Origin of the sequence: Streptomyces sp. NPDC093094 (genome assembly GCF_044754345.1) — a bacterium.
In the GTDB taxonomy this organism is placed as follows: Bacteria; Actinomycetota; Actinomycetes; order Streptomycetales; family Streptomycetaceae; genus Streptomyces.
The window spans coordinates 133,374-151,636 of sequence record NZ_JBIVOX010000016.1; the positions used below are offsets into that span (position 1 = coordinate 133,374).

Here is an 18,263-nt window from a genome sequence, read left to right on the forward strand (position 1 = left end):
CGGTCCCCCGAACCGTCCCCGAAAGGACCATCCCCGATGACGACGGACAGTCCGAGAACGACCCCCGCCGGGACTCCCTCCGGCGCCCCCGAAGGCATCAGCACCTTCAAGGGGCAGGAGCGCGCGCTGCGCGCCGACCGCCTCGGCACGGGCGGCCTGCTGCTGTCCGTCCTCGCCGCGACCGCGCCCCTCATGGTCGTCGCGGGTGTCATGCCCACGGCATTCGCGGTGATGGGTGTCGTCGGCCAGCCGCTGCTCTTCGTCGTGCTCGGCGTGACGCTGGTGCTGTTCAGCGTCGGCTACGCCGAGATGAGCCGGCACGTCCACAACGCCGGCGCGTTCTACGCCTACATCTCCCGCGGCCTCGGCGGCACCGCGGGCGCGGGCGCCTCGTTCGTCGCCCTCGTCGCCTACAGCGCCCTCCAGGTCGGCATCTACGGCATCTTCGGCTTCGAGGTCTCCGGACTGCTCGCCACCTACGCCGAGACCGAGGTGGCCTGGTGGATACCGGCCCTGCTGGCCGTCGCCGTCGTCGGCGCGCTGGGCTGGATGAAGATCGACGTCAACGCCCGGCTGCTGGGTGTCCTGCTGCTGATCGAGCTGGTCCTGGTCGTGGTCTTCGACATCGCCGTCGTCGCCGACCCCGGTGCCGAGGGCCTGTCCCTGCACGCCTTCGACCCCGGCACCCTCACCGGCGCGGGCGTGGGCACCGCGCTGTGCTTCTGCATCGCCGCCTTCACCGGCTTCGAGCAGGCTCCTGTCTACGCCGAGGAGACCAGCCGTCCGCATGTCCTCGTGCCGCGGGTGATGTTCCTCGCCGTCGGCTTCGTCGCCGTCTTCTTCGCCCTCAGCTCCTGGGCGCTGACCGTCGCCACCGGCCCGGACAAGATCGTGCCGACCGCACAGGAACAGAGCGCCGGACTGCTGTTCTTCCTCAGCGAGTCCCGGCTCGGCGGCACCTTCACCGACGTCATGCACGTCCTGTTCGTGACCGGCATGTTCGCCGCCCTGCTCAGCTTCCACAACGTCGTCGCCCGCTACGCCTTCGCCATGGGCCGCGAGGGCCTGCTCCCGGCCGCGTTCGGCCGCACCACCGGCAGCAGCGGCGCGCCCGGCACCGGCTCCCTGCTCCAGACGGTGATCTCCCTCGTCGTCGTCGCCGGCTTCGCGATCGCCGACGACGGACCGGCCGGCGACCCCACCGCGCCCGTGCTGCACCTGTTCACCTGGGGCGGCAACACCGGCGCGCTCGGTGTGATCCTGCTGATGGCGGCGGCGTCCTTCTCCGTCGTCGCCTTCTTCGTACGCCGTGGCGCCGCGGGTGCCCAGGCATGGCGGCTGGCCGCCTCGTCCCTGTCCGGCGTGGTCCTGCTGGTGATCGCCGGATACACGATCAAGGACATCGACGTCCTGATCGGCGCCGGACCCGGCTCCTCCCTGAGCTGGATCCTGCCCGGTGTCATCGGCCTCGCCCTCCTCGCCGGCCTCGTCCACGGTCTGCTGATGCGCTCCCGCGCCCCCGAGGCGCACGCCCGCATCGGCCTCGGGAACGAGGCGTTCCAGCTGGAGAAGGCGGCCGGGTCCACCGACTGATCCACCGGCCGGCCCACCGGCGGCCGCCGGCCCGGCCGCCGCACCCACGACGGATCACCGCCGCCGCACCCACGACGGATCACCGTCACCGCAGCGCGACGAACACCGCCCTGCTGATGACGGAATTCTGACGAGCACCCGCCTCCCCTGGTCCCGCAGGGGACGCGGGTGTTCGAATGAAGAGGTGACCCCCGCACCAGCCCCCGAACCCGACCCCGCATCCGGCCGCGGGCCCGACCCCGACCCCGACCCCGAACCCGAGGAACCGCGCGGCACCCCCGTGGGCCGCCGCGTCTTCCTCGGCACGCTCGGTCTGGGCGCGCTCGGCGTCGTCGCCGCTCCGCCGCTCCAGCGCACCCTGGAAGCCTTCCTGGGGGGTGTGGCCGACAAGGACCCCACCGGCCTGACCGACCTGCTCCCCAACGGCGGCGGCTTCCGCTACTACTCGGTCGCCTCCTCCGTCCCCCGCAGGTCCTCCCGCGACTACCGCCTCACCGTCGACGGACTGGTCGACCGCCCCGCCACCTACACCCTGTCCGACCTCAGAGCCATGCCCCCGACCCGCCTGGTGCGGGACGTGCAGTGCGTCACGGGCTGGCGGGTCCCGGAGACCCTCTTCGAGGGCGTACGGCTGTCGCGGCTGCTGGACGCCGCCCGAGTGCGCCCCGAGGCCCGCGCCGTGCGCTTCACCTGCTTCGACGGCACCTACTCCGAGAGCCTCACCCTCGCCCAGGCCCGCCGTGCCGACGTCCTGGTCGCCCTGCGCATGGCCGGCGAGGACCTGGGCCACGCCCACGGCGGTCCGGCCCGCCTCTACGTGGCCCCCATGTACTTCTACAAGTCCGCCAAGTGGCTCTCGGGCATCACCGTCACCGACCGTGTCCGCCCCGGCTACTGGGAGGAGCTCGGCTACGACGTCGACGCATGGGTCGGCCGTTCGAACGGACGCGACGATGAGCCCACGAGCTGACCGCGACGGCCTCCCGCGCTTCACACCGGCCGAGCGCTGGGTGCACCGTACGACGGCCCTGCTCATGGGCGTCTGCGTGGCGACGGCCGCCTGCCTCTACATTCCGGAGCTCGCCCAGCTCGTCGGCCGCCGTGCCCTCGTGGTCCGGCTCCACGAGTGGGCGGGCCTCGCCCTGCCGGTGCCGCTGCTGGCCGGTCTCGCCTCCCGCGCCCTGCGGGCCGACCTCGGCCGGCTCAACCGCTTCGGCCCGCACGACCGGCTCTGGCTGCGTGCCGTACTGCGGCGGGACAGACGCCCCTCGGCCCGTCCGGCGGGCAAGTTCAACGCCGGACAGAAGATCTACGCCGCCTGGATCGCGGGAGCCGTCCTGGTCATGCTCGGCACCGGCCTGCTCATGTGGTTCACCCATCTCACCCCCCTGCGGTGGCGCACCAGCGCGACGTTCGTGCACGACTGGCTCGCCCTCACCGCGGGTGTCGTCCTCGCCGGCCACATCGGCATGGCCCTCGCCGACCCGGAGGCCCGCCGGGGGCTGCGCACGGGGAAGGTGAGCCGGGAATGGGCACGGCGCGAGCACTCGCTGTGGCGGCCGTGACCGCCGTGACCGCCGTGACCGCCGTGACCGCCGGGGCGGAGGGCCCACGCACGAAGCCGCCGGACCCCCTCGGGGGGCCCGGCGGCTCTGCGCGGGCTCGGGTGCACCGGCCGGTGCCGGCTGTGTGACCCCGGCTATATGACCAGCGACAGCAGCAGCACCAGGGCACCGGCGACGACCGAGATGATCGTCTCCATCACCGACCACGTCTTGACGGTCTGCCCGACCGTCAGGCCGAAGTACTCCTTCACCAGCCAGAACCCGGCGTCGTTGACGTGGCTGAAGAACAGCGAGCCGGCGCCGATGGCCAGGACCAGCAGGGCCGTGTGCGTGGTCGACATGTCGGCCGCGAGCGGTGCGACCAGACCGGCCGCCGAGACGGTCGCCACCGTCGCCGAGCCCGTCGCGAGCCGGATCGCCACCGCGATGAGCCAGGCCAGCAGCAGGGCCGGGATCGACCAGTCCTCGGAGATCTCCAGGATCATCCGGCCCACGCCGGAGTCGATCAGCGTCTGCTTGAAGCCGCCGCCCGCGCCGACGATCAGCAGGATGCCGGCGATGGGCGCCAGGCCCTTCTCCACCGTCCGCGACAGACGCTCCTTGCTGAACCCGGCGGGCCGGCCCAGCGTGAAGAACCCGACGAACACCGCGGCGAGCAGCGCGATCAGCGGGGAGCCGACGACGTCGAACACCCGCTGCACGGAGTGCTCTGGGTCGTCCACGACGATGTCGACCAGCGCCTTGGACAGCATCAGGACGACCGGCAGCAGGATCGTCGCCAGCGTGGCCGCGAAGCCCGGACGGTGCTCCAGGTCCTCGGAGGCACGCGGGGGGACCATGCGTTCGGGAGCCGGGACGTCCACCCAGCGCGCGGCGTACCGGGAGAACACCGGCCCGGCGATGACGACGGTCGGGACGGCGACGAGCACACCGAGCGCCAGCGTCACACCCAGGTTGGCCCCCACCGCGTCGATCGCCACCAGCGGACCGGGGTGCGGCGGCACCAGGCCGTGCATCACGGACAGGCCGGCGAGCGCCGGGATGCCGATGCGCATCAGCGAGTAGTTGCCGCGCTTGGCGACCATCAGCACGACCGGGATCAGCAGCACGACGCCGACCTCGAAGAACAGCGGCAGACCGATCACGGAGGCGATCAGCACCATCGCCCACGGCATCGAACGGCCCTTCGCGCGGGCGAGGATCGTGTCGACGATCTGGTCGGCGCCTCCGGAGTCGGCGAGCAGCTTGCCGAGGATCGCGCCGAGCGCGATCAGCACGCCCACACCGGCGACGGTGGTGCCGAGGCCGGTGGTGAAGCTGACGATCACCTTGTCCAGCGGCGCCCCGGCGAACGCGCCCAGCGCGAGCGCCCCGACGGTCAGCGCCAGGAAGGCGTGGAGCTTGAACTTGGTGATGAGCAGGACGATGACGGCGATACCGCCCAGCACGGCGATGCCCAGCTGGGCGTGGCCGGCCGAGGTGATCGGCTCGACGGTGTCCGCTGCCAGCATCTCGACGCTGAGTCTGGTCACGGGGATTCCCTTGCAGGTACGGGGGACGGGGGAGGGGGAGGGGTGCTACGGGGAGGCGCGGGACGTCACCGCGCCGGTCAGGGAAGCGCGCGGAGGGCGGCCACGGCCCGTTCGGTGATCTGCTCCGGGCCGCCGCGGACGTCGACGGCCACACCGGCCTCGTCCGCCTCCAGCGGCTGGAGCGTGGCGAACTGCGAGTCGAGCAGCGCGGTGGGCATGAAGTGCCCCGTGCGGTGCGACATGCGGTCCTCGATCAGCGCGCGGTCGCCGGTGAGATGCACGAAGACGATGCCGGGGGCGGCCGCCCGGAGCCGGTCGCGGTACACCCGCTTCAGGGCCGAGCTGCTCACCACGCCGCCGAGCCCGGCCCGGCCGTGGGCCCAGACGCCGATGGCGTCGAGCCACGGCCATCTGTCGTCGTCGTCCAGCGGGACACCGGCCGACATCCTGTCGATGTTGGTCTGCGGATGGAAGTCGTCGCCCTCGGCATAGGGGACGCCGAGCCGGGCGGCGAGCAGAGGACCGATCGTGGTCTTGCCCGTCCCGGCGACGCCCATCACCACGACCACGTGGGGGGTACGCATGACTGCCTCGCTGTCTTCCTCGACACGCGACGCCGGCCTCCGGCGCCTGACGTCGCCATACTGAAACTCATTAGGTACGACGAATTCAAGACGCTGTGACAAATAAGTCTGACTTTTTGTTCCTGTGGGGGCCTCGTACCCTGAGTGCATGACCACACCGGGCCGCGGGCTGCACGGCCGTGTACTCGACACCCTCGGCCCCGAGATCACCGCGGGTGACTACCCGCAGGGCAGTGTTCTGCGCACCGACGAACTGGCCCAGCGCTTCGACGTCTCCCGCTCGGTCATGCGCGAGGCCGTGCGTGTCCTGGAGACGATGCATCTGGTGGAGTCCCGCCGCCGTGTGGGCGTGACCGTGCTCCCCGAGTGCGAGTGGAACGTCTACGACCCGCAGGTCATCCGCTGGCGTCTGGCCGGCGCCGACCGCGCCCGGCAGCTGCGCTCGCTCACCGTGCTGCGTTCCGCGGTCGAACCCGTCGCCGCGGGTCTCGCCGCCCGCAACGCCTCCGCCGAGCAGTGCGCCGAGCTCACCGAGTGTGCGCTCGGCATGGTCGCCAACTCACGCGGCCACCAGCTGGAGGGCTATCTGATCCATGACATCGCCTTCCACCGCGTGATCCTCGCGGCGTCGGGCAACGAGATGTTCGCCCGCCTCGGTGACGTCGTCGCGGAGGTCCTGACCGGCCGCACCCATCACGAGGTCATGTTCGAGGACCCCGACCCCGCGGCCGTCACCCTCCATGTGCGGGTCGCCGAGGCGGTGCGCGCCCGTGACGCGGCCCGCGCCGAGGAACTCACCCGCCAGATCACGGTCGGCGCCCTCCAGGAACTGGACATCCTGGCGCCGTAGCCCCGGCCGGGACACCCGGCGGGCTCCCGGCAGGGGGGTCCGTCCCCGCCGACCCGGGAAGCCCCCGCCGGCCCGGGAAGCCCCTGTCGGTCCAGGAGGCCCCCGTCAGTCCAGGAAGTCCCCGTCGACGTACACCCACGCCCCGTCGACCCGCTCGAACCGGCTGCGCTCGTGCAGCGAGCCGCCGCGGTACGACGCCCGGAAGGTCACGGTGCCGGTGGTGTGGAAGGCCGACCCGGCGCCGGTCTCCAGGATCTCCAGACCGGTCCAGCGCATCGCGGGGTCGAGGTCGATCCGGGCCGGCCGGGTGCGCGGATGCCAGGTCCGCAGCAGGTACCCCGCGTCCCGCTGCACGAAGGCGCTGTACCGCGACCGCATGAGGGCCTCCGCGGTGGGCGCGGCCGCGGCCCCGGAGTGACAGCGGCCGCAGCACGTCTCGTAGGGCTCGGGCAGCCCGCACGGGCACGCACGCGTGGTCATGGCCGGAAATCCTCCGCAAAAGCAGAAGACCCCTGATCTACAGGGGTCTCAGCTGGTGTCCGAGGGGGGACTTGAACCCCCACGCCCGATAAAGGGCACTAGCACCTCAAGCTAGCGCGTCTGCCATTCCGCCACCCGGACAAGGTGTCTGTCGGGCGGGGTTTCCCCCGCGGCGACGTCGTAAACATTACCAGGCTTTCCGGGGAGCCCGATCACAGCCCGGGGGTGAGGGTCCTCACCGCCGTTCGCCGCCGTTCGCCTCCGTGCACCGGCCTCCGCCGCGTGAACGGTGTGTGTCGGGCCGGGACCGGTCTTGGGGTGCGGCCGGACGGGGTGGAGGATGAGAGAGACCACCAGCAGTGATGGACCACCAGCAGTGACAGCGGGAGGAACCAGCGTGAGCCAGACGGGCACGGCCGGCGGCGTCACCGGCGAGGACGAGGTCGTCGACCTCTGCCGCGAGCTGATCCGGATCGACACCAGCAACTACGGCGACCATTCCGGCCCCGGCGAGCGCAAGGCGGCCGAGTACGTCGCCGAGAAGCTCGCGGAGGTGGGTCTCGAACCGCAGATCATCGAGTCGCACCAGGGACGCGCCTCCACGGTCGCGCGCATCGAGGGCGAGGACCCGTCCCGGCCGGCGCTGCTCATCCACGGCCACACCGACGTCGTCCCGGCCAACGCGGACGACTGGACCCACCACCCCTTCTCCGGCGAGATCGCCGACGGCTGCGTGTGGGGCCGGGGCGCCGTCGACATGAAGGACATGGACGCGATGACCCTGGCGGTCGTCCGCGACCGGCTGCGCAGCGGCCGCAAACCCCCGCGCGACATCGTCCTCGCCTTCCTCGCCGACGAGGAGGCGGGCGGCACGTACGGCGCCCGGTACCTCGTCGACAAGCACCCCGACCTGTTCGAGGGCGTCACCGAGGCGATCGGCGAGGTCGGCGGCTTCTCCTTCACCGTCAACGAGAAGCTGCGCCTCTACCTCGTCGAGACCGCCCAGAAGGGCATGCACTGGATGCGGCTCACCGTCGACGGCACCGCCGGCCACGGCTCGATGACCAACACCGACAACGCCATCACCGAGCTGTGCGAGGCCGTCGGCCGGCTCGGCCGCCACACCTGGCCGGTGCGGGTCACCAAGACCGTGCGGTCCTTCCTGGACGAGCTCTCCGACGCGCTCGGCACCGAGCTCGACCCGGAGAACATGGACGAGACCCTCGCCAAGCTCGGCGGCATCGCCAAGATGGTCGGCGCCACCCTGCGCAACTCGGCGGCGCCCACCATGCTCGGCGCCGGCTACAAGGTCAACGTCATCCCCGGTCAGGCCACCGCGCACGTCGACGGCCGCTTCCTGCCCGGCTACGAGGAGGAGTTCCTCGCCGACCTCGACCGGATCCTCGGCCCGCGCGTGAGGCGCGAGGACGTGCACGGCGACAAGGCGCTGGAGACCGACTTCGACGGCAGGCTCGTCGACGCCATGCAGACCGCCCTCAGCGCCGAGGACCCCATCGCGCGCGCCGTGCCCTACATGCTCTCCGGCGGCACCGACGCCAAGTCCTTCGACGACCTCGGCATCCGCTGCTTCGGCTTCGCCCCGCTCCAGTTGCCGCCGGAGCTGGACTTCGCCGGAATGTTCCACGGCGTGGACGAGCGGGTGCCGGTGGAGGGCCTCAAGTTCGGCGTACGGGTGCTCGACCGGTTCCTCGATGCGTCCTGAATTCACCCACTGAAACGACACTTCATTATTCGTCCGCCTGTACGGCATTGACCGGGAAGGGTGAATGCGCTCATAGGGTCGTAGCCCTAATCGCGCCTCCTCGTTACTGGTGATGCGATCCGCGGTCGGGATCGCTTTGCCTACTAGGAGGAATAATGATCAAGAAGGTCGTCGCTGCTGCGGCTGCCACGGGTGGCCTGGTTCTCGCGGGTGCGGGCATGGCTGTCGCCGACTCGGGTGCCCAGGGTGCCGCGGTGCACTCCCCGGGTGTCCTGTCCGGCAATGTCGTTCAGGTTCCGGTGCACATCCCGGTGAACGTCTGCGGCAACACGATCTCGGTGATCGGGCTGCTGAACCCCGCCTTCGGCAACACCTGCGTCAACCAGTGAGGCTCGCCCTCTGAGGGGCGCCCCACCTCGATCGGCCCCGGAGTGCGCGCCATGCGCTCCGGGGCCGACCGGTCTTTCTCCGCGTCTTTTCACGAAAGCGTCTTTCACGAAAGGCAGGGAAGTACGTACATGCGACAGGTCACCCGCAAGGGCCTCATGACGGTGGCCGCGGCGACCGGAGTGATCGCGGCCGCCGGCGGTACGGCTCAGGCGTCGTCCGGCGCGAGCGGCTCCGCCTCGAACTCCCCCGGCGTGCTGTCCGGAAACTCGGTGCAGGCGCCGGTGCACGCGCCGGTGAACGTCTGCGGCAACACCGTCGACGTCGTCGGCGTCCTCAACCCGGCCATGGGCAACTCGTGCGCCAACCGCAGCGGTTCCCCCGGCGGCGCCGGCCACCAGGGCGGCGGCCACAACGGCCACGGGAACTCCGGTGGTCATGGTGGTCACGGAGGCCACAGCGGCTACGGGGACTCCGGCGGCCATGGCGGCTCCGGCGCCCACGGCAGCACCACCGGCTCACCCGGCGTCGGCTCCGGCAACCACGTCCAGGCCCCCGTCGACGCGCCGGTGAACGTCTGCGGCAACACCGTCGACGTCGTCGGCGTCCTCAACCCGGCCATGGGCAACGACTGCGGTTCCGGGTATCAGGCCGCCCCGCCGGAGGACGACGGCTACGGCACCCCGCCCGGCACCCCCGTCGACCGGAACGTCCCGCCCCTCCCGCAGCCGCCGGACGACCGGCCGCCGGTCCCCGGCGACCGCACCCCGGACCACGACCGGCCCGCGACCCCCACGGTTCCGCACCCCCGCAGCGGCACACAGCTCGCCTCCACCGGCAGCGAACTCCCGCTCGGCGCGGCCGGCGCCCTCGGCGTCGGAGCGGTCCTCGGCGGCGCGCTCCTCTACCGCAGGGCGCGCGCCTCGGCGTAGCACTCTTCACATCCCTCACGACGGAGCGGGCCCCGCGACTGCGGGGCCCGCTCCGTTTCCGCCTTTTTCCGCTCACCAGGTGGCGCGTACCTGACGGATGATCCTCCGTCGCAGCCGCACCCTGCGGCTTCCGTCGCGCATCAGGCTCAGGCGGTACAACTCCCAGTGTCCGTACTCTGCATGGTCCGTCAGCAGACGTGCCGTCTCCTTGCGGGACACCCCGCGCGGTACGTACACGTCGACAAATTCGTATTCCGGCATCGCATCTATTGTGCGGGCTGGGGCCCGGTACGGATAGCGTCTGCACTATGTCTGATGCTGCGCAGCCCACCGCTGCCGAGGTACGCGCCGCCGCCGAGGCGGTCAAGACCGCGCTCGACCGCCACCTGGCCGCGGTCGAACGCCGGTCGGGGGACGAGGACCCGGCCGTCTACGAGGCGTTCAACCAGCTGGCCGCGGCCGCGGAGGCGTACGACGAGCTTCTCTACGACCGCTACGACGAGGTCACCCCCTTCGAGATCCCCGGTGCCGACTCCACGCCGCCCTACACGGGCCCCGAGGAGCCGAACGCGCTGAGCGTGCTGATCCGTCGTGACTACGCAGTGGTGGAGCCGCAGCGACTGCTCGCCCAGGCCCAGCGGGTCGAGGCCGCGGACTACGACGACGCGGACGCCGCCGGTACGGTGCACGGCGCGCTGGGCATCCTGTTCGGCGAGTACGAACCGGACGAGATCGCGACCCGGCACAAGGAGTTCGGTCTGGAGGAGGGCGACTCCACACTCTGGGTGACCGCCGCGGACGAGCCGGCCGAGGCGGGCGAATGGCTGGAGGCACCCTTCGACCAGGTCGACCCCGAGCACGTGGTGTGCCGCTTCGACGCCAGCGCGATGTTCGACGAGGAGGACGGCGACGACGTCGACGACGAGGAGGCCGACGACCTCGACGAGACGCACGACGCCGAGGACGCCGACGGGGCCGAGGACGAGGACTTCGAGTACGACGCCGAGGACGCCGGCGAGGCCGAAGAGCTGGAACGGCTGGAGGCGGACCGCTGAGTGAGCGGCGGACGGGCGGCGAGTGAGCGCACGGCGGCCGCGGGGCATCCGTCCCGCGGCCGCCGTGCGCCGTGTCCGGCCCTTCCCGCGCCCTGCCCTCCCCGGCGCGGCCGGCCGTTCAGTCCCGCGCGGCCGCCTGGGCGGCGAGCAGCACCGGCAGACGGGTCGTACGCGGCTTGGCCGGGACCTCCGCGACCGCCCGCGGCAGCGCCTGCTCCACGCCGTGGACCACCGACAGATGCCGCTCGGCCCGGCCGAACGCCGTGTACACCCAGGGCCTGCTCAGCGACTGCGCGGCGTCGCCCGGCAGCACCACCACGGCGGCGGGCCAGCGGCCACCGACCGCCTGGTGCGCGGTGAGCGCCCACCCGTGCCGCACGGTCCGCTCCACCCGCTCCCTCGCGACGACGACGGCGTCGCCGGAGCAGGACAGGTGCAGTCCGTCGGCGTCGGCCTTCACCACCTGGCCGGGCAGGGTGCGGCCGGGCGCGGGGGAGTAGGCGACGCGGTCGCCGGGGTCGAAGCCGCCGAAGCGGCCCGGCCCGGGGTTGAGCCGTTCCTTGAGGGCCGCGTTGAGGGCCCGGGTGCCCGCGGCGCCGCCGTGGCCGGGTGTGATCACCACGGTCTGCTCGGCGGGCACGCCGATCGCCCGGGGCACGGAGTCCGCGACGAGCTGCACGGTGCGGTGCACGGCCTCGCCGGCATCCCGCACGGGCACGACGACTACCTCCTTGCCGGGCGCGTCCACCCGGCCCAGCTCGCCGACGCCGATGCCGGAGACCAGCTCGCCCAGCGGGCCGGGATCGGGGCGGCGCGAGGCGATCTGGGGGCAGACCCGCGCGACGAGCAGGTCGGCGAACACCCGGCCCGGCCCCGCGGACCACAGCACGCCCGGGTCCCCGGCCAGCACCAGCCGCGCCCCGTCCGGCAGCGACTCCACGAGCAGCGCCGCCGTCTCGACGTCGAGCTGCGGTGAGTCGAGCACGACGAGGACGTCGAGATCCAGCGCACCGTCGGCGTCCCGCCCCGGTCCCTCGGCACCGGAGAGCAGCCCGGCGACGGTGCCGACGCCCGGACCGTCCGGCAGGGCGCGGCCGGCGGCCGCTTCGGAGCGGGACGTCCGCAGCAGGGCGCCGAAGCGGTCGCGGCCGAGCGGGCCGTGGGTGACCGCCCAGGCGCGCAGGCCGAGGGCGTCCGCGCGGTGGAGCAGCTGCGCGGGTTCGGCGAGGGAGGCGTCCGCGCCGGTGTGCAGGACCAGGCCGTGCGCCGCGACCGCGCGGATCAGCTCGGCGGCGGATCCCTGCGCCGAGGCGGCGGCCTCCTCCCACTCCTCGGCCGAACCGCCCTCCTCGGGCGCCGAGTTGATCAGCCGGCCCAGGCCGTCGGCGAGGCTCTCCTCCGCGAGCGCGTACCGCTCCAGGCCGACGAGGACGCGCACCGGGCGGCTCTCGTCCTCCCCCTCCCCGGTGCCGGCCGGTGTCGCGCCCGGCTCGTCCGGGGCGTCCTGGAAGGCCAGGGCGTCTCCCTCGGTGAGGGCGCTCTGCACGGCCGCGTCAGGGCCGGGCACGGTGTACCGGCCGAGGGCTGCGGTGAGCGCGGGCAGCTCCAGGGCGGTGTGCCCGGCCACCGCGGCCTGCTCCAGCAGCCAGCCGGTGAGCGCCCGGCCGCGCCGCTCGTCGTCCGGCGCGCATTCCGCGCCGAGCAGGGCCCGTGCGAACCCGTCGGCCTGCTCGGGCCGCACCCCGGCGACCCGCAGCAGCTGCCAGGGGTCCTCGCGGAGCCCGTCCCCGGCCCCCTCGCCGAGCGCGGCGGCGGTCTGCGCGGCCAGGTCCGGGGGAGCGCCGCCCTCGCGCAGCACGGCCGCCACGGCCTCGACCGTCTCCCGGGCGGGCGCGGCCGGCCGGGCACCGGGTCCGGCCGGGTCCGGCTGCGGCCGTCGTACCGGCTCCGGCGCGGCAGGCCGGCGCGGCGGTTCGGGCGCGCCGAAGACACCGGCCGAGGGCCTGGAGCCGCCCTCCACGGCACGCACGGCCGCGAGCAGGTCGGCCGCCCTGCCGCTCAGCTTCGCCCCGCTGTCGACCGGCCCCTGCCTCTCGGCTCTGCGCCGCTCGATCCGCTCCCGCTCCAGCCGCTGCGCGGCCAGCTCGGCCTGGGCCTCGGACACCTCACCGGCGGCCTCCGCGCTCGCCGAGGAGCCCGCCCCGGTGCTCTCGGCCGCCTCCTCGGCGCCGGTGTCCCCGCCGACGTCCCCGGCGGTCCCGTCAGCGGCTTCGGCGGCGTCCTCGCCGGAGGACGAAGGCTTCCCGGCGGCCTCCTCGACGGCGGAGCCCTCCGCGGCGGACGGTGTCTCCGGCGTGGTGTCCTCGGCGGTCTCCGGCTCCGTGCTCACAGCGTGCTCCAGTCGTGATCGGGATAGCGGTGCACGGGTGCCGACACATCGTCGAGCGCCCGGCAGATCTCGTCAGGAAGACTAAGCGCCTCCACTGACAACGCCGCCGTGAGCTGCTGCGCGTTGCGCGCGCCGATCACCGGGGCGGCCACCCCGGGCCGGTCGCGCACCCAGGCGAGGGCCACCTGGAGCGGTGTCACCGCGAGCCCGTCCGCGGCGGTCGTCACCGCGTCCACGATCCGGCTCGCGGTGTCGTCGAGGTACGGCTCCACGAAGGGGGCCAGATGCTCCGAGGCCCCCCGGGAGTCCGGCGGCAGCGCCGCGCCCCGGTACTTTCCGGTGAGCACGCCGCGCCCCAGCGGAGAGGAGGGCAGCAGCCCGAGCCCGAGGTCGAGCGCGGCCGGCAGCACCTCGCGCTCCACGCCCCGCTGGAGCAGGGAGTACTCCATCTGCGTACTGGCCAGCCGGGTACGCGCCCCCGGGGCCGCCAGCTGCCAGGTGGCCGCCTTGGCGAGCTGCCAGCCGCAGAAGTTGGACACGCCCGCGTACCGGGCACGTCCGCTGGCGACCGCGAGGTCGAGCGCCTGGAGCGTCTCCTCCAGCGGGGTCGAGGGGTCGAACGCGTGCACGTGCCAGACGTCGACGTAGTCGGTGCCCAGCCGGGCCAGGGAGGCGTCGAGCGCGGCGAGCAGATGGCCGCGCGAGCCGTCGAAGCGGCGGTCCGGATCCGGGACGCTGCCCGCCTTGGTCGAGATGACCAGATCCCGGCGCGGCACGAGGCCCTCCATCAGCTGCCCCAGCAGATACTCGGCCTCTCCGTCGCCGTACACGTCCGCTGTGTCGACGAGGTTCCCGCCCGCCTCCCAGAACGTCTTCAAGAGGTCCGCCGCGTCGTGCTCGTCGGTGTCCCTGCCCCAGGTCAGGGTGCCGAGACCGATACGGGACACACGCAGGCCGGTGCGGCCGAGATGCCTCTGCTCCATGGACGCCGAGAGTACTGGCCAGAGCCTGTCACGTGGGGTTCCGCGGCCGAGCGTTTCCGATGATCGCAACAGCGGTCCCCGGCGCGCCGATCACACCCCTGCCCGGGGCCGCGCCGGTCCGCTAGGGTCTCCGGAACAGGGACGTTACTCATCAGTAAGGGGATCTGGCATGCAGCTCGGGATCAACCTCGGCTACTGGGGTGCCGGAATGGACGCCGACAACCTCGCGGTCGCCAAGGAGGCCGACCGGCTCGGCTACGCGGTCTGCTGGGCCGCCGAGGCGTACGGATCCGACGCCGCCACCGTGCTCACCTGGGTCGCCGCCCAGACCGAGCGCATCGACGTCGGCTCGGCCATCTTCCAGATCCCCGCCCGGCAGCCCGCCATGACCGCGATGACCGCCGCCACCCTGGACTCGCTCTCCGGCGGCCGCTTCCGCCTCGGCCTCGGCGTCTCCGGACCCCAGGTCTCCGAGGGCTGGTACGGCGTCAAGTTCGACAAGCCGCTGGCCCGCACGCGCGAGTACGTCGAGATCGTCCGCAAGGCCATGACCCGCGAGCGGCTGTCCTACGAGGGCGAGCACTGGACGCTGCCGCTGCCCGGCGGCCCCGGCAAGCCGATCAAGCTGACCGTGCACCCGGAGCGCGAGCACATCCCGCTGTACATCGCTGCGATCGGCCCGAAGAACCTGGAGCAGACCGGCGAGATCGCCGACGGCGCCCTGCTGATCTTCCCCTCCGCGGAGCACCTGGAGGACACCGCGATCCGCCACCTGCGCGCCGGACGCGAGAAGGCGGGCAAGACCCTCGACGGCTTCGACGTCTGCCCGACCCTGCCGCTCGCCGTCGGCGAGGACAAGGACGTCCCCGCGCTCGCCGACTTCTTCCGCCCCTACACCGCCCTGTACGTCGGCGGCATGGGCAGCCGCAAGCAGAACTTCTACAACCAGCTCGCCCGGCGCATGGGCTACGAGCAGGCCGCCGCCGAGATCCAGGACAAGTACCTCGCCGGCGACAAGCAGGGCGCCGCGGCCGCCGTGCCGCACGACCTGATCGACCGCACCGCACTGCTCGGCTCCGTCGACCGCATCGCCGACCGCATGAAGGCGTACGCCGCCGCAGGCGTCACCACGCTCACCCTCGCTCCGGCGGGCTTCACCCTGGACGACCGGCTCGCCTCCCTGCGCGCCGGCGTCGAGGCCATGGAGCGCGCCGGACTGGCGTAGGGCCTGTCCGACCGTTCCCGTCTGCAGAGCGACGCCGTGCACGCACTCTCGCCGCACCGGCTCCGGACCCGGGTACGTCCGGTACGAGGGCCTGGAGCCGGCACGCCGAGAGCACGCACCTGACGGCGCGCGGCCGCCCTTCGGGCGACGACGCGAATGGTCGGACAGGCCCCAGGGGGAGGAAATTCCAGCGGCCGTGGTGGGGGCTCGGGGGTCTTCCCCGCCACGGCCGTCACGGAGAACAACGCGCCGGACCGCACGCGGTTACGCCTCCGGCGCGACTCGTCGCGTCCTTCTTTCGGCCCAGTTGTCCGACACAGGTGTTGCGGCACCTCTCATGGCGCATTTCACTCGTTCTTTGCGGACCCTGTGGAGCACCGCAGAGAGCGGAGAGGTGCCTCAGATGCTTTCGGCCAAGAGTCTTTTCCAGGAGATCCTCGACAACGACGAGTCCTTCCGGCTGTTCTGCTCGATCGCCGCCAGCGGCGAGTCGCAGGGCGGCTGGGAGAACGCCCGCATCGCCGCGCTCGTCCCCGAGAGCGCGCGCGACCTCGCTCCCAAGATCACCCGGCACGGGGCCGACGAGGACAAACACGGCCGGATCTTCAACGCCCTGCTGAAGAAGCGCGGCCTGCGGCCCGTCCCCGTGCCCCCCGAGACCGACTACACGATGCTGCTGGAGAAGAGCGGCATCGGCCTCGCGCACGACAAGCTCAAGGGCGACGAGCCGCTGACCGTGGCGGACATCGTCACCTACCTCGCGCACAGCCGCGTCACCGAACAGCGCGCCTCCGAGCAGATGGATCTGCTGCGCAAGCACTTCGCCGACCACCCCGACATCGGCCGCGCGGTGCGGATGATCTCCCACGACGAGGACAACCACCTCGCCTACTGCCACGAGGAACTCCTGCGCCTCGCCCGGGCCGGCCACGGCCGCGCCATCCAGGCCACCCTGCGCTCCTGCGCGCTCGCCGAGATCCGCGTCTACCGCGACGTCAGTCTCGCGGTCATGGACCACATGGGCCGGGTCCTCGGCTGGTCCAGGGCCAGGGCGGGCGTCCTCGCGGCCGGCATCCACGCCGTGTACGCCTGGGAGCGCCTCGCGGGCTGGCGCCGCATGGTCTCCCTGGAGATGCCCGAACGCCGTGACGCGCTCGGCGGCCCGGCCACCGGCGCCCCCGAGTTCGCCTGATCCGCCGCCCTAGAGCCAGCCGCGGTGCTTGAACAGCCGGTACAGCAGCACCTCCAGGGCGGCCATGAGCGCGATCAGCGCCGGATACGACCACGCCCAGTGCAGCTCGGGCATGTGGTCGAAGTTCATGCCGTAGATCCCCGCGAGCATCGTGGGGACCGCGGCCATGGCCGCCCACGCGGAGATCTTCCGCATGTCGTCGTTCTGCCGGACGCTCGTCTGCGCCAGATGCGCCGACAGGATGTCCGACACCAGCCGGTCCAGGCCCTCCACCGACTCGTTCACCCGCGTCAGATGGTCGCCGACGTCCTGGAAGTACGGCCGGGACCCGGCGTCCGCGAACGGCACCGCCACGCCGGTCGGACCCGTGCCCGCGAGCCGGGCCAGCGGCGCTGTCAGCGGGCCCGTCGCACGGCGGAACTCCAGCACCTGGCGCTTGAAGGTGTAGATCCGCGAGGCCGTGTTCCGCGAGCCGCCGCCCTCGGCGGAGAAGACCTCCGTCTCCAGCTCCTCCAGGTCGGTCTGGAGCTCGCCCGCCACGTCCAGATAGTCGTCCACGGTCGCGTCGGTGACCGCGTACAGCACCGCCGTGGGCCCCTTGGCCAGGATCTGCGGCTCGTCCTCCAGCCGCCGCCGCACGGCCGCGAGCGGCGAACCCGCGCCATGACGGACGGTGACCACGAACGCGTCACCGAGGAAGATCATCACCTCGCCCGAGGACACGGTGTCGCCCTCCGGCTCGTAGAAGACCGGCTTCAGCACCATGAACAGCGAGTCCTCGTAGACCTCCAGCTTCGGCCGCTGGTGCGCCTTCAGCGCGTCCTCCACCGCCAGTGGATGCAGCCCGAACTCCTCGCTGACCAGGGCGAACTCCTCCGGCGACGGCTCGTGCAGACCGATCCACACGAACCCGCCCGCCGCCCGCGCCTCGTCCAGCGCGTCGGACAGGTCCGACGGTCCCCCGGTGCGCCTGCCGTCCCGGTAGACGGCACAGTCGACGATCACGCAGCGAATTCTCCTTCCGGGCGCCCACCGTCGCACCCGTTCGTATGCCTACTCTGGGCGGCATGCCCACGCTGCTTCTGGTCCGGCACGGACGCTCCACCGCCAACACCGCGGGACTGCTCGCCGGCTGGACGCCCGGCGTCGCCCTCGACGAGCGCGGCCTCGCCCAGGCCGCCGCCCTGCCCGGACGGCTCGCCGGTCTGCCGGTCCACGAGATCGTCACCAGCCCCCTGCAGCGCTGCCGGGAGACGATCCGGCCGCTGCTCGACGCCCGCCCGGAACTCACCGCCCACACCGAGGAACGCATCGGCGAGTGCCACTACGGCGACTGGTCCGGCCGTAAACTCGCCGAGCTCAAGGACGAACCTCTCATGGAGGTCGTCCAGGCGCACCCCTCCGCCGCGGCCTTCCCCGGAGGGGAGTCCATGCGCGCCATGCAGACCCGCGCCGCCGAGGCCGTACGCGAGTGGAACGCGCGCGTGGAGCGCGACCACGGCGCCGACGCCGTCTATCTGATGTGCTCCCACGGCGACATCATCAAGTCGCTCGTCGCCGACGCACTCGGACTTCATCTCGACCTCTTCCAACGGATCTCCGTCGAACCGTGTTCCATCACCGCGATCCGTTACACCCGGCTGCGGCCGTTTCTCGTCCGTCTCGGGGACACCGGCGACCTCGCCTCCCTGGCGCCGCGCGCGGAACCTCCGAGCGACCAGGCCACGGTCGGGGGCGGTGCGGGCGCACCGTGATCGTCGCCCGCAGTAGGGT

Annotated in this window: 18 protein-coding genes and 1 tRNA gene; 11 read left to right on the forward strand and 8 right to left on the reverse strand. The window is 72.6% G+C overall.

Features of this window, described 5'->3' with window-relative positions; genetic code table 11:
* Nucleotides 1–36: 36 nt before the first annotated feature.
* The 3 genes from ACIQGV_RS29855 to ACIQGV_RS29865 all read left to right on the forward strand — a co-directional run bounded on the left by ACIQGV_RS29855 (nt 37) and on the right by ACIQGV_RS29865 (nt 3,158).
* Nucleotides 37–1,593, forward strand: a complete 1,557-nt coding sequence (locus tag ACIQGV_RS29855) for an APC family permease (RefSeq protein WP_402499756.1) — start codon at nt 37–39, stop codon at nt 1,591–1,593.
* A 280-nt stretch (nt 1,594–1,873) separates the two neighbouring features.
* The gene (locus tag ACIQGV_RS29860) at nt 1,874–2,563 is read left to right on the forward strand and encodes a molybdopterin-dependent oxidoreductase (protein WP_402499831.1); all 690 of its coding nucleotides are present in this window, start codon (nt 1,874–1,876) and stop codon (nt 2,561–2,563) included.
* Nucleotides 2,547–3,158 carry a cytochrome b/b6 domain-containing protein gene (locus ACIQGV_RS29865; RefSeq protein ID WP_402499758.1) on the forward strand — a complete coding sequence of 204 codons (612 nt, stop codon included), beginning with the start codon at nt 2,547–2,549 and terminating at the stop codon, nt 3,156–3,158. Before ACIQGV_RS29860 ends, ACIQGV_RS29865 begins: the two co-directional genes overlap by 17 nt.
* A gap of 134 nt (nt 3,159–3,292) precedes the next feature.
* Here ACIQGV_RS29865 and ACIQGV_RS29870 read toward each other — a convergent pair whose 3' ends face one another.
* Nucleotides 3,293–4,690: a GntP family permease gene (locus ACIQGV_RS29870; RefSeq protein ID WP_402499760.1), complete on the reverse strand. Its 1,398-nt coding sequence runs from the start codon at nt 4,688–4,690 to the stop codon at nt 3,293–3,295.
* Between the two features lie 77 nt (nt 4,691–4,767).
* Nucleotides 4,768–5,274 (reverse strand): gluconokinase, encoded by a 507-nt coding sequence (locus tag ACIQGV_RS29875; RefSeq protein WP_402499763.1) that lies wholly within the window; start codon nt 5,272–5,274, stop codon nt 4,768–4,770.
* Between the two features lie 148 nt (nt 5,275–5,422).
* On the opposite strand from ACIQGV_RS29875, the gene ACIQGV_RS29880 reads away from it, so the two are divergent.
* Nucleotides 5,423–6,124: a FadR/GntR family transcriptional regulator gene (locus ACIQGV_RS29880; protein ID WP_402499766.1), complete on the forward strand. Its 702-nt coding sequence runs from the start codon at nt 5,423–5,425 to the stop codon at nt 6,122–6,124.
* A 105-nt stretch (nt 6,125–6,229) separates the two neighbouring features.
* Here the strand turns inward: ACIQGV_RS29880 and ACIQGV_RS29885 are convergent, their stop codons facing one another.
* Both ACIQGV_RS29885 and ACIQGV_RS29890 read right to left on the reverse strand, forming a co-directional pair.
* Nucleotides 6,230–6,604 (reverse strand): YchJ family protein, encoded by a 375-nt coding sequence (locus ACIQGV_RS29885; RefSeq protein WP_402499769.1) that lies wholly within the window; start codon nt 6,602–6,604, stop codon nt 6,230–6,232.
* A gap of 53 nt (nt 6,605–6,657) precedes the next feature.
* Nucleotides 6,658–6,745 (reverse strand) — tRNA-Leu (locus ACIQGV_RS29890).
* Between the two features lie 256 nt (nt 6,746–7,001).
* Between ACIQGV_RS29890 and ACIQGV_RS29895 the strand changes: the two genes are divergently transcribed.
* From ACIQGV_RS29895 to ACIQGV_RS29905, 3 genes are all read left to right on the forward strand, one after another.
* Nucleotides 7,002–8,327 carry a M20/M25/M40 family metallo-hydrolase gene (locus tag ACIQGV_RS29895; RefSeq protein ID WP_402499771.1) on the forward strand — a complete coding sequence of 442 codons (1,326 nt, stop codon included), beginning with the start codon at nt 7,002–7,004 and terminating at the stop codon, nt 8,325–8,327.
* A 155-nt stretch (nt 8,328–8,482) separates the two neighbouring features.
* Nucleotides 8,483–8,716, forward strand: a complete 234-nt coding sequence (gene chpH, locus ACIQGV_RS29900) for a chaplin ChpH (RefSeq protein WP_402499774.1) — start codon at nt 8,483–8,485, stop codon at nt 8,714–8,716.
* A gap of 129 nt (nt 8,717–8,845) precedes the next feature.
* Nucleotides 8,846–9,646 (forward strand): chaplin, encoded by an 801-nt coding sequence (locus tag ACIQGV_RS29905; RefSeq protein WP_402499776.1) that lies wholly within the window; start codon nt 8,846–8,848, stop codon nt 9,644–9,646.
* 72 nt (nt 9,647–9,718) lie between these two features.
* Here the strand turns inward: ACIQGV_RS29905 and ACIQGV_RS29910 are convergent, their stop codons facing one another.
* Nucleotides 9,719–9,907 (reverse strand): DUF5703 family protein, encoded by a 189-nt coding sequence (locus ACIQGV_RS29910; protein WP_402499778.1) that lies wholly within the window; start codon nt 9,905–9,907, stop codon nt 9,719–9,721.
* A gap of 47 nt (nt 9,908–9,954) precedes the next feature.
* Between ACIQGV_RS29910 and ACIQGV_RS29915 the strand changes: the two genes are divergently transcribed.
* On the forward strand, nt 9,955–10,701 hold the full coding sequence (locus tag ACIQGV_RS29915) for a hypothetical protein (RefSeq protein ID WP_402499780.1): 747 nt from the start codon (nt 9,955–9,957) through the stop codon (nt 10,699–10,701).
* 118 nt (nt 10,702–10,819) lie between these two features.
* Here ACIQGV_RS29915 and ACIQGV_RS29920 read toward each other — a convergent pair whose 3' ends face one another.
* On the reverse strand, nt 10,820–13,090 hold the full coding sequence (locus tag ACIQGV_RS29920) for a helix-hairpin-helix domain-containing protein (protein ID WP_402499783.1): 2,271 nt from the start codon (nt 13,088–13,090) through the stop codon (nt 10,820–10,822).
* Complete coding sequence (locus tag ACIQGV_RS29925) at nt 13,087–14,073, reverse strand: aldo/keto reductase (protein WP_402499786.1); 987 nt, start codon at nt 14,071–14,073, stop codon at nt 13,087–13,089. Before ACIQGV_RS29925 ends, ACIQGV_RS29920 begins: the two co-directional genes overlap by 4 nt.
* Before the next feature lie 169 nt (nt 14,074–14,242).
* Here ACIQGV_RS29925 and ACIQGV_RS29930 point away from each other — a divergent pair, with 169 nt between their 5' ends.
* Both ACIQGV_RS29930 and ACIQGV_RS29935 read left to right on the forward strand, forming a co-directional pair.
* Nucleotides 14,243–15,298, forward strand: a complete 1,056-nt coding sequence (locus tag ACIQGV_RS29930; RefSeq protein WP_402499788.1) for an LLM class F420-dependent oxidoreductase — start codon at nt 14,243–14,245, stop codon at nt 15,296–15,298.
* 403 nt (nt 15,299–15,701) lie between these two features.
* Nucleotides 15,702–16,490, forward strand: coding sequence for a ferritin-like domain-containing protein (locus ACIQGV_RS29935; RefSeq protein ID WP_402499791.1), 789 nt, complete (start codon nt 15,702–15,704; stop codon nt 16,488–16,490).
* A gap of 9 nt (nt 16,491–16,499) precedes the next feature.
* On the opposite strand, the gene corA is transcribed toward ACIQGV_RS29935, so the two are convergent.
* Entirely contained in the window at nt 16,500–17,495 is a 996-nt protein-coding gene (gene corA, locus ACIQGV_RS29940) for a magnesium/cobalt transporter CorA (RefSeq protein WP_402499793.1), read from the reverse strand.
* A gap of 62 nt (nt 17,496–17,557) precedes the next feature.
* Between corA and ACIQGV_RS29945 the strand changes: the two genes are divergently transcribed.
* Nucleotides 17,558–18,244 carry a histidine phosphatase family protein gene (locus ACIQGV_RS29945; protein WP_402499795.1) on the forward strand — a complete coding sequence of 229 codons (687 nt, stop codon included), beginning with the start codon at nt 17,558–17,560 and terminating at the stop codon, nt 18,242–18,244.
* Nucleotides 18,245–18,263 lie beyond the last annotated feature (19 nt).

Coding starts and splice junctions, on each gene's coding strand:
- ACIQGV_RS29855 (WP_402499756.1), top strand. CDS start 37: ATGACGACGGACAGTCCGAGAACGACCCCCGCCGGGACTCCCTCCGGC.
- ACIQGV_RS29865 (WP_402499758.1), top strand. CDS start 2,547: ATGAGCCCACGAGCTGACCGCGACGGCCTCCCGCGCTTCACACCGGCC.
- ACIQGV_RS29875 (WP_402499763.1), bottom strand. CDS start 5,274: ATGCGTACCCCCCACGTGGTCGTGGTGATGGGCGTCGCCGGGACGGGC.
- ACIQGV_RS29880 (WP_402499766.1), top strand. CDS start 5,423: ATGACCACACCGGGCCGCGGGCTGCACGGCCGTGTACTCGACACCCTC.
- ACIQGV_RS29885 (WP_402499769.1), bottom strand. CDS start 6,604: ATGACCACGCGTGCGTGCCCGTGCGGGCTGCCCGAGCCCTACGAGACG.
- chpH (WP_402499774.1), top strand. CDS start 8,483: ATGATCAAGAAGGTCGTCGCTGCTGCGGCTGCCACGGGTGGCCTGGTT.
- ACIQGV_RS29905 (WP_402499776.1), top strand. CDS start 8,846: ATGCGACAGGTCACCCGCAAGGGCCTCATGACGGTGGCCGCGGCGACC.
- ACIQGV_RS29910 (WP_402499778.1), bottom strand. CDS start 9,907: ATGCCGGAATACGAATTTGTCGACGTGTACGTACCGCGCGGGGTGTCC.
- ACIQGV_RS29915 (WP_402499780.1), top strand. CDS start 9,955: ATGTCTGATGCTGCGCAGCCCACCGCTGCCGAGGTACGCGCCGCCGCC.
- ACIQGV_RS29925 (WP_402499786.1), bottom strand. CDS start 14,073: ATGGAGCAGAGGCATCTCGGCCGCACCGGCCTGCGTGTGTCCCGTATC.
- ACIQGV_RS29930 (WP_402499788.1), top strand. CDS start 14,243: ATGCAGCTCGGGATCAACCTCGGCTACTGGGGTGCCGGAATGGACGCC.
- ACIQGV_RS29935 (WP_402499791.1), top strand. CDS start 15,702: ATGCTTTCGGCCAAGAGTCTTTTCCAGGAGATCCTCGACAACGACGAG.
- ACIQGV_RS29945 (WP_402499795.1), top strand. CDS start 17,558: ATGCCCACGCTGCTTCTGGTCCGGCACGGACGCTCCACCGCCAACACC.